We start from the raw sequence: 14,757 nt of genomic DNA, 5'->3' as shown, positions 1-14,757 counted from the left end.
TAAGAGCATATCGTTAAATAGAAAAGGAGAGGAAGTAAACCTCCTCTCCTTTAAAACCTATTTTGTAATAAGCTGATCCTTCAAAAGAAACTTTTCAACCACTTTTGCTACACCGTCATTCTCGTTCGTATCCGCGATATAATCAGAAATCTTTTTGATATCATCTGGCGCATTTCCCATCGCAACGCCAAGGCCGGCATATTCAATCATTTCTTGATCGTTGTAGCTATCTCCAACTGCGATCACTTCTTCACGTTTAATGCCGAGTTCATGAATCAGTTTCTCGATGCTTGTCCCTTTTGTAATCCCTTTATGAGTGAATTCGAGAAAGTAAGGCTTGGAGCGCATTACACTAAATTCTTCTCCTAACTCCTCTTGAAGTTTGGTTTCCACTTTCTTAAGGTGTTCTGGTTCTCCAACCATCAGAACTTTAACTACTGGTTCCTTCACACGATCGATAAACGAATCAACGACAGTGATTGGTAGACCTGTCAGATCAGACTCAATCGTTGTGTAGGGATTTTCTTCTGTGGTAATAATTTCATCTCCTATGTACGTATGAATGTACACATTCTCTCTTAGACTAATTTCATGAAGTCTTTGCACAGCTTCGACAGACAGTGTCTGACTGAAGAAATCTTTTTCAGATTGACAGTTAATAATCTTTCCACCATTAAATGAAAGAATATAACTCTCGTAGTCTGCGAGACGCAGCTCCTCGGCATAGGAGACCATTCCGAATGTTGGGCGGCCAGAGGCAAGCACAACTTTCTTTCCTTCTTGTTGTGCTTGCATGAGGGCTTCTTTATTTCGAGTAGAAATCATTTGTTCGGCATTGAGCAATGTATCGTCTAAATCTAATACAATCATTTTATAAGTCATAGGTGATTTTCCTCTCTTAGCTAGTTTCCCTACCATTTTACTAGAATTCAGGTGAAAAGGGGGGAGGGTTTATAAAATGGAAAAAAGTAATGGATTCGCTGTGCAGTTCATCGTTAAGTGAAAAGATTATTGTCTGAGTGGAAAACCTTTACAATGCAAATCAATTGATTAACTTTGGTTAGAGGAGTATCTTTGAACTCATCATCCAGCTTTAAAAGCAATGAATATTATTTTGAAATGTTTAAACAAATCAAAGGAGTATATAAATGGAAAACTATCAAGAACTTTTAAAAAAGCAAAAGTCATTTTTCCGTAATGGGAAAACAAAAGATGTGCAATTTCGAATCGATACGTTAACAAAATTGAAAGAGCTCATGACGTTTCATGAACAAGACATTATTGTCGCGCTTAAAGCAGATTTGAATAAACCTGAAGTCGAAACAAAGCGGGCAGAGATTGGTCTTGTTGTTGGTGAAATTAACTTTATGATTGAGCATTTATCTTCCTGGTCTACATCTAAAGAAGTGGAAACACCTTCTACTCATGCTGGCGCTACAAGCTTTATTGTTCCTGAACCATATGGATCAGCTCTTGTCATCGCACCGTGGAACTATCCGGTTCAACTAGCTGTTGCGCCTCTAGCAGGAGCTATTGCCGCTGGGAATAGTGCCGTCTTAAAACCTTCTGAGCTAACTCCTCATACCTCTCATCTTTTAGCTAAGATGATTAATGAGAATTTCCCTGAGGAATACTTACGTGTAGTTGAAGGCGAAGTAGAGACAAGTACAGCTCTTCTAAATGAAAACTTTGATTACATCTTCTTTACGGGTAGTACTGGCGTTGGAAAAATTGTGGCAGAGGCAGCAGCGAAGCATTTAACCCCTATGACGCTTGAGCTAGGTGGGAAAAGCCCGGCCATCGTGCACGAAGATGCTGATCTTGATGAAGCAGCAGCACGTATTGCACGTGGTAAATTTGCGAATGCAGGTCAAACGTGCGTCGCTCCAGATTATCTTCTTGTCCATCGAAACGTAAAAGATGAATTAATTAGAAAGATGAAAGAAGTAATCACCAACACTTACGGGGAGAATGTTTCAGAAAACCTGGATTTTCCACACGTGGTGAGTGAACGTCATTTTGATCGTTTGAATGATTTTTTAAGTAATGGCGAAGTCGTTGCGGGAGGTAACGCTGACAAATCACGTTTATTCATTGAACCAACCATTTTAGATCGTATTTCATGGGAAGATCCTGTGATGCAAGATGAGATCTTTGGACCTATTCTCCCTGTTCTTGTTTATGATGAAATTTCAGAAGCGATTGATGCAGTAGTAGAGCGCCCGAAACCACTGGCCCTTTATCTTTTCTCTGATAATCAAGACGTGCAAGAGAAAGTGTTAAATAACATTTCATTTGGTGGCGGAGCAATCAACGATACCATCAATCATATGACTTCTCACTACCTTCCATTTGGCGGTGTAGGGAATAGTGGCTTGGGAGCTTATCATGGGAAAGCGAGTTTTGATACGTTCTCACACTTCAAAAGCATTTTGAAACGCTCGAATAAAAAATAACAGCATATTCTCATGCTTTATGACGCTTCATAAAGGGTATATTACGAAAGTAGACAACATTGAAACTGAAGTTTCGTTTAATAGGTTAATATACTAGAAAGGGTGTATAAAGAATGAAAGTACTTATTGTTGGAGCAAACGGTCAAATTGGGAAGCATTTAACTTCCTTTATTAAAGAGCATAACGATCTAGAAGCGAAAGTCATGATTCGTAAAGAAGAACAGGCTTCTTACTTCAAAGAGTTAGGGGCAGAAACGGCTGTTGTTGATTTAGAAGAAGACGTTAATGCGATTGCGAAAGCGGCTGAAGGCGTGGATGCGATTGTCTTTACAGCAGGATCTGGTCCAAATACTGGTGCAGACAAAACGATGCTAGTTGATCTAGATGGAGCTGTTAAAACGATTGAAGCAGCGAAAGAAGCTGGTGTAAAACGATTTGTGATGATTAGTTCTTATGATACAACGCGAGAAGCAATTCAGTCTGCTTCCTCATCCTTTGCCCCTTATGTAGCAGCGAAGCATTATGCAGACGAGTGGTTGAGAGCAACGGATTTAGACTATACGATTATCCATCCAGGTGCTTTAACAAATGACCAGGGAATCGGCAAAATCAATGCGGCAACTAGAGTAGAAAGAAATGAAATTCCTCGTGAAGATGTTGCGAGTGTTATTGTAGCGACGTTAGAAAATGAGGAAACGATTGGTAAGGAGTTTCAGGTTGTCACAGGAACAACACCAATTAAAGAAGGAATCAAATCACTCTAAGTGATAACTGATTTCCAAAGAAAATAGATTGAATCAAGCAAAGCCCCTTGTCCACGCAAGGGGCTTTGTTTTGCTATTTTTATTACAAAAAATGTTTCACATCAACATTCTCCAGCCCCTCATTCACCTCATCTAAATCATAAAAAAATTGGCTAGAGTTTAGTTTGCTGATGGAATAAACGTATCAGAAATATGAGTCGTCACCGGACCATAAACCTCTTGTTTGTTTTCAGGGTATGTAATGATAAACCGATTGAAAACATTATCGCCATAAAAGAATTTCTCATAAATAATCATCCCATTTTCTACGTAGGATAAGACGAACCAATGATCAGCCAATCGGTCATAAGCGATAGGAACCTCAATATTAGTAATCGCTTGTTGATAAATCGATTCAATTGATTCGTCCATACTGTTGTGCGATCCGGAAACGGTGATCTCTAGCTCGTCATTAGAAAAATTCAATCCATCACCATTCGTTGGAGGGGATCCTACGGTTAAGACAGATGGATATTGGATAGAAAAGCCGAATCTTTCATTCGTGTAGGTATCATAGGTCCAATCTTCTTCAACTTTCACAGGTTCTTCTTTTGGTTTAATAGGTTTTTCTACAAGCGCCTTTGTAGTTGGAGAAACCTTATTTAGCTCATCTAAAGCGTCATTCATTCTTTCTGTTAGGTTCGCTAATTCATTTTCATAATATAAAAGGGCTTCATCTGATTCTACTTTAGTCTGTAATAACTGAAGCTGATTGAGGGCTCTAGTATATTCTTTGGAAGAAATGAGTTGATTGATTGTTTCGATTTCTTCCTCTGTATCTGCCAGTTCTTCCCGCTCATCAAGAATCGTCTTCTTCCAATTTTGAGCTTCTGATGTTATCGTTTTTAAACCTTTATCTAGATTTGTAACGACCTCAAATGCATCTAATGCAGCTATGTAATCTTGTTGCTCATAATAGTTAATGGCATCTTCCATTTGACTTGCTTGTTCGAAATAAGCAAGTGCTTCTTTATCATTTGCTTGTTCCGAGGAAGCGACCTCAAAATAAATCGCTGCTTGGTGATAATCTTGCTCTCCTAAGCTTTCAATCCCTTTGTCCATTGCATTCTGATAGTCGTTGTTTGCACAGGAGGTGAGTAGGGTGAAGCAAAGAACGCTAGATAAATAGAGGAAACGATTTCTCATAAAAGACTCCTTTATATAGTAGTAATAACTGTATTCTATCAAAAATACAGTTAAAAAAAGGATCTTTTCCAAATATTTCTTCGTAAATAAAAAACAACCACCAGGGAGTCTCCCCGATGGTTTTGATAAATTATTAGCAATCTTTACCGTTAACAAAAGCGGCGCCAACGATGATAAGAAGAATGAACAATACAACGATTAGCGCAAAGCCATTCCCGTAACGAGCACCACCAACCTGGTTTCCGCAACCGCCGTATCCAGCGCCACCGACCTGGTTTCCACATCCGTAACCATAACTCATGAAATCATCTCCTTCCATAGTTTCTTCTTTAGTGTATGAAGGAGAACGAGATGGTGCTTAGGTGTTGGACTAGTTAGAAAAAAGATAGGTGAACCGCTTGAAACATCTCGAGCTTAAAGGAAAACCCAGTTTGAGAATAGCAGGGCTTTTCTAGCACTATTTAAATGAAGCGTATCCTTCATCAGCCATGACGACACTGCCGTTAATCGCTTTCGGAAACGTTATCGAAATATGGTTCGCCAGATGTTTTGTTTACTACAAATAATACAGATGCGATAAAAAATGCGGTAATTCGGGGGATAGCGGTTACCCTTGGAATTGATTATTCGTTTGGTAACAGGCAATTAAGGGAGCGAGACATTGTCATGGTAGAGATCGAAGAAGGAGAACATGACCATGTGTACCTTGCCCTTGTCCGTCATCGCGAAGGAAAAGCGAATCGTATTGGAACAGAATTTGTTTCAAGTATAAAGAAGCATTTCTAAAAAAGACCGGTTCATTATTTGAACCAGCCTTTTTCTTTGAAGCGCGAGATCGCCTCGATTCGGTTTGTGACTTCTAATTTATCGAGAATGACTGAAATATAATTACGAACCGTACCTGGAGTGATATATAGTTCACTTGAGATATCTTTCGTATTTTTACCATCAGCCATCAGTTGAATCACCTGCTTTTCCCGTTCGGTTAGGGGGTTTTCGTTGCCAAAAGCAAGATCGACCAGCTCAGGAGCGAAAATTCGCTGCCCTTCCATAATTTTTCTAATGGAGCTAGCCAGTTCATCACTCGGGCTGTCTTTTAGAAGATAACCGCTAACGCCGGCTTTCCGTGCTCGCTCAAAATAACCAGCGCGAGCAAAGGTGGTAAGAATAATGATTTTGCAAGATTCATTACTTAATTCTTCAGCAGCATCCAGCCCACTTTTAAGCGGCATTTCGATATCCATAATACAAATATCAGGCTTCAATTCTTTCACTAATGAGATCGCTTCTTCACCATTTGTTGCCTGACCGACAACTTCCATTCCTTCTTCTAGATCGAGTAGAGAGCCAAGTGCTCCAAGGAGCATACGTTGATCTTCCGCAAGTACGATGCGTATCACACCGATCCCTCCTGTTCTTTTTGTTGAATCACATTTGGTACTCGAATGTTTAAAGTAGTGCCATTGGATGATTCAATTTCAAGCGAGCCGTTTACAAATTCAAGTCGTTCCCTCATTCCCTGTAGCCCATGACCTTTGAACGCTGTCGTACCGCTTTGAATGCCGTCACCGTTGTCTTCTACTTTAATGAGCACATCGGTTGGGGATTGTTCAATAAGAATTCTGCACCTTGTAGCGTTACTGTGTTTTACGATATTTGTCACGGCTTCTTTCAGGCACATGCTTAAGACATTTTCAACGAGTAATGGGGTGTTTTCGAGCTGATGGCTTCCTTCTAGTTGAAACTCCATTTCAGCTGCTTGCAAAATTTGTTGCACACGTAACAATTCATCTTCTAGTCTGGCTCCACGCATATTTGAAACCATTTCGCGAACTTCCTTTAACGCGGTTCTAGCTGTTTGTCTAATATCATGAATCTCATTAATGGCTGCGTCAGGTTTTACTGGGATGAGTTTTCTAGCTAAATCACTTTTTAATCCGATCATGGATAATTTTTGGCCCAGTGTATCGTGTAAATCTCGGGCAATCCGTTCTCTTTCTTCAATGACCATTAACTGTGAAATTTTCTCGTTAGCGCTTTGTAATTGTTGTTCGAGTCGGTGCTGTTTATTACGATAGCGAATCGTAAAGGGGAGAAGAGCCACACCCAGTACACAGATGAAAATAAATGGTAGTTGGGGAAGCAAAGAATCATCATGAGTGAAGAAGATAATGACTGTTGCTGCTATCGTTGTTGTTAAATGAACAACATAGAGTGAGAGAAACCCTGCTTTGTTTTCGATACTCCCAATGAAAAAGGCTAAAAATAGAGCGAAGTATACGTACCCAAATAAGATTGTCATCACAATACTAATCGCCATTTCAATGCTGACCCATAAATAGACTAATTTGCTATTTGATATGAATGACAAACGATAGGATAAGAAAAATAATAAGATGACAAAGATGCCGATTGTGATTTCAATAACTGATGATGATCGGAATATAAAAAAGAATGGAAGTAGACAAAAAATAATCCAAACGTAAGAACTGATCCCGGTGTTCTTAGGAATGATATGATACCAGCTTTGCATAGGGATCTCCTTTCGACGATGCGCTATGGTTACAGGATATACCATCTGTATGCGCCTGTCACTTTTAGTACAATTTCTTTATAGATATTGAAAAACCCATCCAAGCTGAATGGGTTTAAATCGTGTTATTTTTCCTGGAAGCTTGGTCTTTTCGTAGTCATCATCGCAAGCTTTGCAGGATTTTTAAGAAGAGGTTTTACTTCTTTAAACGTAACAAACGTTTTGTTTTTTGTATCATAAAGGCGGAATCGAATCGATTCAAGACTTGATAATAACGTAATTGTTGTTGCCTTATGCAATGGTGGTGTTGATTCATGCGCCTTTTCCAAATGATAGTTAGGCACTCTTGGACTTAGATGGTGCACATGGTGATAACCGATACTTCCAGATACCCACTGAAGGAGTTTAGGAAGCTTATAGTAAGAGCTGCCATCAACTGCTGCTTTTACAAAGTCCCACTCAGTTTCATCTTCATAATAAGAGTCCTCAAATTGGTGCTGGACATAGAACAACCAGATTCCAAGTGACCCTGCAACATAAAGAATTGGAAGTTGAATGATAAGAAACGCTTCCCAGCCAATCGCAAGAATTAATAGAGAATAAATCGCTACGACTGATGCGTTGGTAATGTATGTGCTCATGCGCTCTTTACGTTTCGCGTCTTTACGATTAAAACGGTTAGCGATAAGGAAAAGATAGATCGGACCAAGACCAAACATGACGATCGGGTTACGGTAGAGTCGATAAGCAAGTCTACCCCAGAAAGAGGCAGAAGCATATTCTTCAACGGTCATCACCCAGATATCGCCTGTTCCGCGCTTATCTAAGTTTCCACTCGTTGCGTGATGAATGTTATGCTCACGTTTCCATTTTTCAAACGGGAAGAGTGTGATGATTCCAGAGATCGTACCCACGATCCGGTTTGCTTTTTGACTCTTGAAGAAAGAGCCGTGTGTACAATCGTGAAAGATAATAAAGATTCGAACGACAAATCCTCCTGCGATCATCGCAAGTGGAACGGCTAACCAGGCAGAGATGCTTAGGCTCTGATAAGCCAGAAACCATAGCAATAAGAATGGAAGAAGGGTGTTCAAGAGCTGTCGTACCCCTACGACCGTGTCGGGCTTTGCGAAAGTTGATACACTTTTTTTCAATTCTTTTTGTTTTTGTTTTTGTTCATTCATATGGTTACCCCTTTGTTAGGCATAGTTGAAATAACGTTAAGCCTAATGATAGAGGATAGAGTGTCATGGTGTAAGACACAAACGTCAGGACATCACCATGATAAATGTCATGGGTTTGTTGGAGATTTAAGGAAAACGAACGCGTCTTTTTAAAAACCTGTGTGAACTTGGTGCTTTGCGCTTCTTTCTTTTTCTATGTAGTGATGTGCTTTTATCGCAATGACGAGAAGGACTCCGCCGAAGCCATAACCTGCGAGAACGTCAGTTGCATAATGTTCCTCGGTAGCAATACGACTGATTCCAATGATTACAAGGAATAAGGTGACAGTGATGAGGCTGATGACTTTTAATAATGTATGGGAAGAGTGACGATAAATCAAATAAACAATGATGCCATACATGATAAAACCAACCATTACGTGCCCACTTGGGAAGCTATATCCTTCTTCAAGCCCATTCACTGCTGGCCGCTCTCTTTGTGTCCAACTCTTTATAAGCTTGTTCAAGACGTTGCCACCCATTACAAACACAACCATCGTTATCATACCTGCATAATCTTTTTTGAATAACCATAAGAAAAAGAGTGTCATAAGAGAAATGACAATAATAGCCGGTTTAGACGCCAAAAATGATACTTGTTCAAATACGGACAGCCATTCAGTTGAAAGTGTGCTTGTAATGTATTCATAAAAGGTGAGGTCGATTGAGAATGATTTGCCTTGTAAGATTCCTACGATTAAAAATACGATAATGCATAGGCTTAAGAAGAACAGTGTTGAGAGCAGAGTGGTTTGGATTCTATTTCTAAGTATTGGTTTCACCTCCCATTTCCAAAAAATTCTTCCTAATTATAAACATTTTATTTTGAAAAGAATAGATGAATCACAAAAAGTCCTGGGGAACCTCTATAGAGAGGTTCCCCAGGACTTAAGAAAAACTATTCTAAATTCGCATGTTTCCCAAACATCTTATTCGTATCTAATCCCTTCTTCTCCATAAAGCGTAAGATAATCGCGTCATAGAAAAGTAAAAGAGTCTGTTCAAATAAGGAGCCCATTGGCTGAATCGTTTCGTGATCACCGGACTGGTCCTTTGGTGAACCTGGTAGTGTTACGATGATGTCTGCTAGCTCGCCAATTGTGGAGTCGGGATTAATTGTAACAGCGGCTATTTTTCCGCCGATATTGGCGGCTTTATTCGCAATGGAAACGAGCTGTTTTGTTTCACCGGAACCTGATCCGATGATGATTAGATCACCTTCTTCAAAGTTCGGTGTGACCGTTTCGCCAACAACGTAAGCATCAATTCCCATATGCATCATACGCATGGCAAAAGACTTTGCCATAAAACCAGATCGGCCACCGCCAGCAACGAAAACCTTGTTCGCTTTGAGAATTTCGTTCGCGAGCTGTTCCGCTTCTTCGTCAGCAATGAGATCTACTGAACGATTTAGCTCATCAATGATTTCAGCTAAATAGTGAGTAGTCTGCATGATGCATTATCCTTTAATAAGCTCTTGCATTTTTGATGCAACGGCTTTTTTATCGTCTTCACCAGTAATACCGCCACCTACGATGACAAGGTCTGGTTGTACTTTTACAACTTCTTCAAGAGAATCAAGCTTAATGCCACCAGCGATAGCGGTTTTGGCATTCTTTACGACGCCTTTTATTGTTTCAAGGTCTTCGAAAGAGTTCTGGCCTTTTGCTTGAAGATCGTATCCAGTGTGAACACAAATATAGTCAACGCCTAGCGCGTCTACTTCTTTCGCACGACTTGCAAGATCTTTCACTGCCATCATATCAACAAGGATTTCCTTACCTTGTTTCTTCGCTTCTTCAACAGCACCTTTGATTGATTCATCTTCAGCAGCACCAAGAATGGTGATGATATCTGCGTTAGATTCAGATGCTTTCATAACTTCATAACCTGCAGCATCCATAATTTTAAGGTCTGCAAGAACTTCAAGGTTAGGGAATGCTGCTTTCATATCTTTGACAGCACGAAGACCTTCATTGATGACGATCGGCGTACCGATTTCAACGATATCAATATGCTCCTGAACTTCTTTTACTAGTTCAATACCTTCTTCTGTGTTTACCAAATCTAATGCTAGCTGTAATTTCATAATATGTTCACTCCCAATCCAAATTTTTTCTTTCTCTCTTATCCGACACCAATATAATCAATCTGTTGGTGTAGTAGCAAGTATACTTCTTACTATCTATTTACGTAAGTACGCACATTAAACTTACATAGTGTCAAAAAGTATACTATGCGTTATACTGGGCTTATACGGAGGTGATTTCGTGTCACGCACCCAGGATAAAACATTTTACTGTGAAAAAGAATTAACGCTTGCGGTTATCGGAGGCAAGTGGAAAATGCTGATTTTATGGCATTTAGGCAAACAGGGTACGAAACGGTTTGGTGAATTAAAGTCCCTTATGCCGGGAATTACACAGCGTATGCTAGTAAACCAGCTAAGAGAATTAGAAGATGACCAAATTGTTCATCGAGAAGTGTACCCCGTTGTTCCTCCGAAGGTAGAGTATTCCCTTACCGAGCAAGGTGAAACATTAATGCCCATACTCGACTCCATGTATGAGTGGGGGAAGAATTACAATCAGAATGTTCTTGGCAAACCGATTGAAACGAAAGAATCGGTCTAACTTAAATGAAAAGCCGTCGCCTGCTATCAGATCTGATAGCAGGCGACGGCTTTTTTGCTTGTTTTAATAGTTAACTAATAGTGAAAGTTCTTCCTTAATTGTTTCCCATGCAAAAGAAGTCGTATCAGTTAGCACAAAGTGTTCTGCTGAAGGAAGCTCGATAAGTTTAACAAAATCGCCTTCACCTTCAGCTTCACGGTGATAGTAATCACTAATGCCGATCGGGACATTGATATCGAGTGCCCCGTGAACGAGAATTTGTTGAATCCCAAGGGGAAGAAGTTCAACAGGTGAAGCATTTTTGTAGCGCTCCGGGTATTCTTGAGGGGAACCGCCTAGTAGTTCTGCAGTAGGATTATTTGGCTCAAGAGAGAGGGCTTGATCTCTGTATTCGTGAACACCATGCATCATTTCAAGGTCGTTCACACCCGCAAGACTAATCACGCCGTGAATAGGAAGAGGGTTATCCGTAATGAATAATTCACTATTCTTATCTATACGGTGACGAGCAGCAATCCATGTAGCAAGATGGCCCCCAGCTGAATGGCCAATTGTCACTACTTTGTTTAGATCGAGTGGATAAGATTCTGCAAGTACCCTTATGTAGTCAGTTGCTTCAGCAGCATCAGTAAGCGTCCCGGGATACCCCCCACCTTCTTGTCCGGTGCGACGGTATTCAATGTTCCATGTGGCGAACCCGCTTGCTGTTAGATCTTCCGCTACCTCTCTCATTATTTCGAGTGTAAACGGCTTTCTCCAAAAGCCTCCATGAATCACGATTGCAACAGGAAACGGTCCATCTCCTTCTGGAAGACGTAGCTCACCAAATTGATTTTCGTTTTCGCCATAGAAAATTTTTTCCACGTTCGTAACCACCTCTCTGATCAATTCATTTCCACACTATTATCGCACATCCAGTAAAACTTTCATCAAATAGAAAACTGAAAAAACCAATCGTTAAACGATTGGCTTGACTGCATATAATGAATAATGAGGCCTAATCACCAAGCTTAATTCCTTTTGCGATGCTGTAAAAATTGTTTACGAGTATGAAAGATCCAGTATTTCCACCCCCTGATCCTGATACCGTGTTACTAACGGAAATTGGAGAGATCGTGTGAGCACATTGAACGACTGTACCGCTATTGTTTGTAATCACGACCGGACCTCGAATAAAACAACCCATTTGTTTTCCCTCCTCAATAGCCAACTACTCCTAACAGTATATGGACAACTAGATTTTTCTGTTTGGACATGTCGGAAAAAGAATGTCCAAATTGTATACCAGGAAAAAAGGAGTCAGCTTTCTGACTCCCACGTAAATGATTAGCTGATAAAAATCGCTTGTGAGAAAGTGATAACCCCGGTAATGAGCAAGAATACGAAGCTGTATTTCAAAGTGAAGCGGAATAAATCGCCTTCACGTCCAACAAGACCAACGGCTCCAGTTGCGACAGCAATTGACTGGGGAGAAAGCATTTTTGCCATTACGCCCCCTGCGGTATTCGCAGCAACGAGTACCATCGGAAGCACAGCAATTTGTTGAGCAGTAATTTGTTGCAAGTTCCCGAAAAGGGCATTGTTAGACGTAACAGAACCTGTTAAGAAAACGCCAATCCATCCAAGGAGTGGAGATAGGAAGGGAAAGATGCCTCCGGTTGCAGCAAGGGCAAGTCCTAAGGTAGAGCTCATGCCACTGTAATTTGCGATAAAGGCAAATCCTAATACCATCATAATTGTAAGAACTGGTTTTTGAAGTTCCTTTACTGTTTCTATAAATGCTTCTAGAGCTGTTTTAGGACTCATTCTAAGAATGAAAATAGATAGAATCCCAGCGATAAAGATGGCTGTGCCAGTCGCAGAGAGAAGGTCAAGCTTTAACATGGCTCCATAAGGTGTTGGTTCACTTACAATTGGTGCTGTTTTAATAACGAGATTATGGAGTCCAGGTACAGGAATTTGAAGGGTCGTTGCTTCAAGTAATCCACCTTCTACAAATAAATTCTTGAAAGGCTTTAGACTCCAAATTGTGACCATTGCGGTTAAAGCAATGAACGGCGACCATGCTTTTAAAATTCGCCCTGCTGTTAGCTGAGCTTCTGGATCAAGAGAAACAGCAAGCTGTGCTTCAGCTGGATCAATCGTATGGTTTTGCTGCACGTTTGGATGCCACATTTTCACGAATACAGCTACGGCTACTAAACTAACGATAGAAGATGTAATGTTAGGGAGCTCAGGTCCAATAAATGTGACTGTCGCCCATTGAGTAATGGCATAGGTGCTACCGGCAACGAGAGCTGCTGGCCATACTTCTTTCAAGCCTTTCATACCATCCATAATCACGACGAGTAGGAATGGAATTGTGAAAGAGATAAATGGAAGAGATGTGCCAAGAAATTGACCAATTTCCATTGGAGGGAGCCCACTTACTTGTCCGGCTACAATAACGGGAATCCCCATTGCACCAAATGCGCCGCTAGCCGTATTGGCGATTAAGCACAGTCCAGCTGCTTTAAGTGGCTCGAAACCAAGACCTACAAGAAGAGCGGCTGTAATGGCAATCGGTGCTCCGAAACCAGCTGCGCCTTCAAGAAACGCATTGAATGAAAAGGCGACGAGCAACATTTGAATTCGTTTATCATCGGTTATGGATACAATTGAACTTCTGATAATATCGAATTGCCCACTTTTGACAGAGAGTTTATAAAGGTAGACAGCTCCAATAACGATATAAGAGATCGGCCATAAGCCGAAGGCAAATCCGTAACCAGTTGTCGCTGCGGCCATTGTGATTGGCATATCATAGAAGAGGACCGCAATCACGATCGCAAGCATCACTGTAACCGTAGCAGCAATATGTCCCTTCATTCGAAAAGCAGTAAGTGCAAGAAAGAAAAAAATAATGGGAATAAGAGCAATCAAAGCGGATAGCCAGATGTTATTAAATGGGTCATATACTTGTGTCCATGTTTCCATGGGGAATCACCTCTTAAGTGTTATAGTGGGGTATCAATTTACCGTCTCAAAACAGGGTTTCATTGCTTCTCTTAACGTCCTTGCAGAATGATGCAATTGCTTCATTTCGTTGTTTGTGAGGTCAAGCTCTACAATTTCTCGAATACCGTTTCTGTCGATAATGGCGGGGGCGCCAATGTAGATGTCATCAAGACCATATTCACCTTGCATCAATGTTGAAATCGTTAGGATAGAGCTTTCGTTTCTTAAAATCGCTTTGGTCAGACGAACAAGTCCCATGGCAATTCCGTAATAAGTTGCGCCTTTCCGATTAATGATGTGGTAAGCTGCGTCACGGACATTTGTGAAAATTTCGTTAAGTACTGGCAGTTCTTCTTCTGATAGCATTTGCGTTACTGGACGGCTACTAATGGTTGCGTGGCTCCAAACTGGAAGCTCCGTATCGCCATGTTCACCGAGGATATAGGCATGAACATTTCGAGAATCCACCTGGAAATGATCGCCGATTAAGTAACGAAGTCTTGCGGTATCGAGAATCGTACCAGAACCAATAACACGTTCCATCGGTAGACCAGAGAATTTCCAAGTCGCATAAGAGAGGATATCCACTGGGTTTGTTGCAATGATGAATAGTCCGTCAAACCCACTCTCCATAACGGCAGTGACAATTCCCCTGAAGATGTTTACATTCTTCTCAACAAGATCAAGTCTCGTTTCCCCAGGCTTCTGATTTGCGCCAGCTGTAATCACGACAATGTCAGCATCTCGACAGTCCTCATAATCCCCTGCCCAAATTCTCATAGCTGATCCAAATGGCATCCCGTGATTTAAATCTCTGGCTTCTCCTTCAGCCTTTTCTTTATTTAAGTCTATAAGTACCATTTCATTCACAACTTCTTGATTTAATAAGGCGAAAGCATAGCTTGTCCCAACAAAACCAGTTCCAATGACAGCAACTCTCGTTGTATATCGTTCGTTTTTCATATC

General features: G+C 40.8%; 16 protein-coding genes and 1 pseudogene. 4 read left to right on the top strand and 13 right to left on the bottom strand.

Annotated elements, in window-relative coordinates:
- Positions 1 to 57: 57 nt before the first annotated feature.
- Positions 58 to 882 (bottom strand): Cof-type HAD-IIB family hydrolase, encoded by an 825-nt coding sequence (locus LC090_RS20075; RefSeq protein WP_226659927.1) that lies wholly within the window; start codon positions 880 to 882, stop codon positions 58 to 60.
- A gap of 266 nt (positions 883 to 1,148) precedes the next feature.
- On the opposite strand from LC090_RS20075, the gene LC090_RS20070 reads away from it, so the two are divergent.
- Both LC090_RS20070 and LC090_RS20065 read left to right on the top strand, forming a co-directional pair.
- Positions 1,149 to 2,456, top strand: coding sequence for an aldehyde dehydrogenase (locus tag LC090_RS20070; protein ID WP_226659926.1), 1,308 nt, complete (start codon positions 1,149 to 1,151; stop codon positions 2,454 to 2,456).
- A 113-nt stretch (positions 2,457 to 2,569) separates the two neighbouring features.
- Positions 2,570 to 3,220 carry an SDR family oxidoreductase gene (locus LC090_RS20065; protein ID WP_226659925.1) on the top strand — a complete coding sequence of 217 codons (651 nt, stop codon included), beginning with the start codon at positions 2,570 to 2,572 and terminating at the stop codon, positions 3,218 to 3,220.
- 159 nt (positions 3,221 to 3,379) lie between these two features.
- Here the strand turns inward: LC090_RS20065 and LC090_RS20060 are convergent, their stop codons facing one another.
- A complete protein-coding gene (locus LC090_RS20060; protein WP_226659924.1) occupies positions 3,380 to 4,405 on the bottom strand; it encodes a hypothetical protein in 1,026 nt (341 codons plus the stop codon).
- 133 nt (positions 4,406 to 4,538) lie between these two features.
- Positions 4,539 to 4,625: pseudogene (locus LC090_RS22265) on the bottom strand (YjcZ family sporulation protein); the annotation flags it as partial.
- A gap of 329 nt (positions 4,626 to 4,954) precedes the next feature.
- Between LC090_RS22265 and LC090_RS20050 the strand changes: the two are divergent.
- Complete coding sequence (locus LC090_RS20050) at positions 4,955 to 5,191, top strand: hypothetical protein (RefSeq protein ID WP_226659923.1); 237 nt, start codon at positions 4,955 to 4,957, stop codon at positions 5,189 to 5,191.
- Between the two features lie 14 nt (positions 5,192 to 5,205).
- Here the strand turns inward: LC090_RS20050 and LC090_RS20045 are convergent, their stop codons facing one another.
- The 6 genes from LC090_RS20045 to hxlA all read right to left on the bottom strand — a co-directional run bounded on the left by LC090_RS20045 (position 5,206) and on the right by hxlA (position 10,250).
- Positions 5,206 to 5,805, bottom strand: a complete 600-nt coding sequence (locus LC090_RS20045; protein WP_226659922.1) for a response regulator — start codon at positions 5,803 to 5,805, stop codon at positions 5,206 to 5,208.
- Positions 5,802 to 6,938 (bottom strand): sensor histidine kinase, encoded by a 1,137-nt coding sequence (locus LC090_RS20040; protein WP_226659921.1) that lies wholly within the window; start codon positions 6,936 to 6,938, stop codon positions 5,802 to 5,804. The genes LC090_RS20045 and LC090_RS20040 overlap by 4 nt, the downstream gene beginning before the upstream one ends.
- A 125-nt stretch (positions 6,939 to 7,063) precedes the next feature.
- Positions 7,064 to 8,122, bottom strand: a complete 1,059-nt coding sequence (locus LC090_RS20035) for a fatty acid desaturase (RefSeq protein WP_226659920.1) — start codon at positions 8,120 to 8,122, stop codon at positions 7,064 to 7,066.
- A 149-nt stretch (positions 8,123 to 8,271) separates the two neighbouring features.
- Positions 8,272 to 8,943 carry a phosphatase PAP2 family protein gene (locus tag LC090_RS20030; RefSeq protein WP_226659919.1) on the bottom strand — a complete coding sequence of 224 codons (672 nt, stop codon included), beginning with the start codon at positions 8,941 to 8,943 and terminating at the stop codon, positions 8,272 to 8,274.
- Positions 8,944 to 9,059: 116 nt separating this feature from the next.
- A complete protein-coding gene (hxlB, locus tag LC090_RS20025; protein ID WP_226659918.1) occupies positions 9,060 to 9,614 on the bottom strand; it encodes a 6-phospho-3-hexuloisomerase in 555 nt (184 codons plus the stop codon).
- A 6-nt stretch (positions 9,615 to 9,620) separates the two neighbouring features.
- On the bottom strand, positions 9,621 to 10,250 hold the full coding sequence (gene hxlA / locus LC090_RS20020; protein ID WP_226659917.1) for a 3-hexulose-6-phosphate synthase: 630 nt from the start codon (positions 10,248 to 10,250) through the stop codon (positions 9,621 to 9,623).
- A 181-nt stretch (positions 10,251 to 10,431) separates the two neighbouring features.
- Between hxlA and LC090_RS20015 the strand changes: the two genes are divergently transcribed.
- On the top strand, positions 10,432 to 10,794 hold the full coding sequence (locus LC090_RS20015; protein ID WP_098446173.1) for a winged helix-turn-helix transcriptional regulator: 363 nt from the start codon (positions 10,432 to 10,434) through the stop codon (positions 10,792 to 10,794).
- Positions 10,795 to 10,857: 63 nt separating this feature from the next.
- Here LC090_RS20015 and LC090_RS20010 read toward each other — a convergent pair whose 3' ends face one another.
- The 4 genes from LC090_RS20010 to LC090_RS19995 all read right to left on the bottom strand — a co-directional run bounded on the left by LC090_RS20010 (position 10,858) and on the right by LC090_RS19995 (position 14,754).
- Complete coding sequence (locus tag LC090_RS20010) at positions 10,858 to 11,658, bottom strand: alpha/beta hydrolase family protein (RefSeq protein WP_226659916.1); 801 nt, start codon at positions 11,656 to 11,658, stop codon at positions 10,858 to 10,860.
- Between the two features lie 133 nt (positions 11,659 to 11,791).
- Positions 11,792 to 11,980, bottom strand: a complete 189-nt coding sequence (locus tag LC090_RS20005; protein ID WP_160920597.1) for a spore germination protein — start codon at positions 11,978 to 11,980, stop codon at positions 11,792 to 11,794.
- Between the two features lie 140 nt (positions 11,981 to 12,120).
- Positions 12,121 to 13,770, bottom strand: a complete 1,650-nt coding sequence (locus tag LC090_RS20000; RefSeq protein ID WP_226659915.1) for a lactate permease LctP family transporter — start codon at positions 13,768 to 13,770, stop codon at positions 12,121 to 12,123.
- Positions 13,771 to 13,803: 33 nt separating this feature from the next.
- Positions 13,804 to 14,754 (bottom strand): L-lactate dehydrogenase, encoded by a 951-nt coding sequence (locus tag LC090_RS19995; protein ID WP_226659914.1) that lies wholly within the window; start codon positions 14,752 to 14,754, stop codon positions 13,804 to 13,806.
- Positions 14,755 to 14,757: the final 3 nt, after the last annotated feature.

This window comes from Guptibacillus hwajinpoensis, from assembly GCF_020524165.1.
GTDB classification, from domain to species: Bacteria; Bacillota; Bacilli; order Bacillales; family Guptibacillaceae; genus Guptibacillus; species Guptibacillus hwajinpoensis_D.
This window is presented reverse-complemented; position numbering and strand designations above follow the sequence as displayed.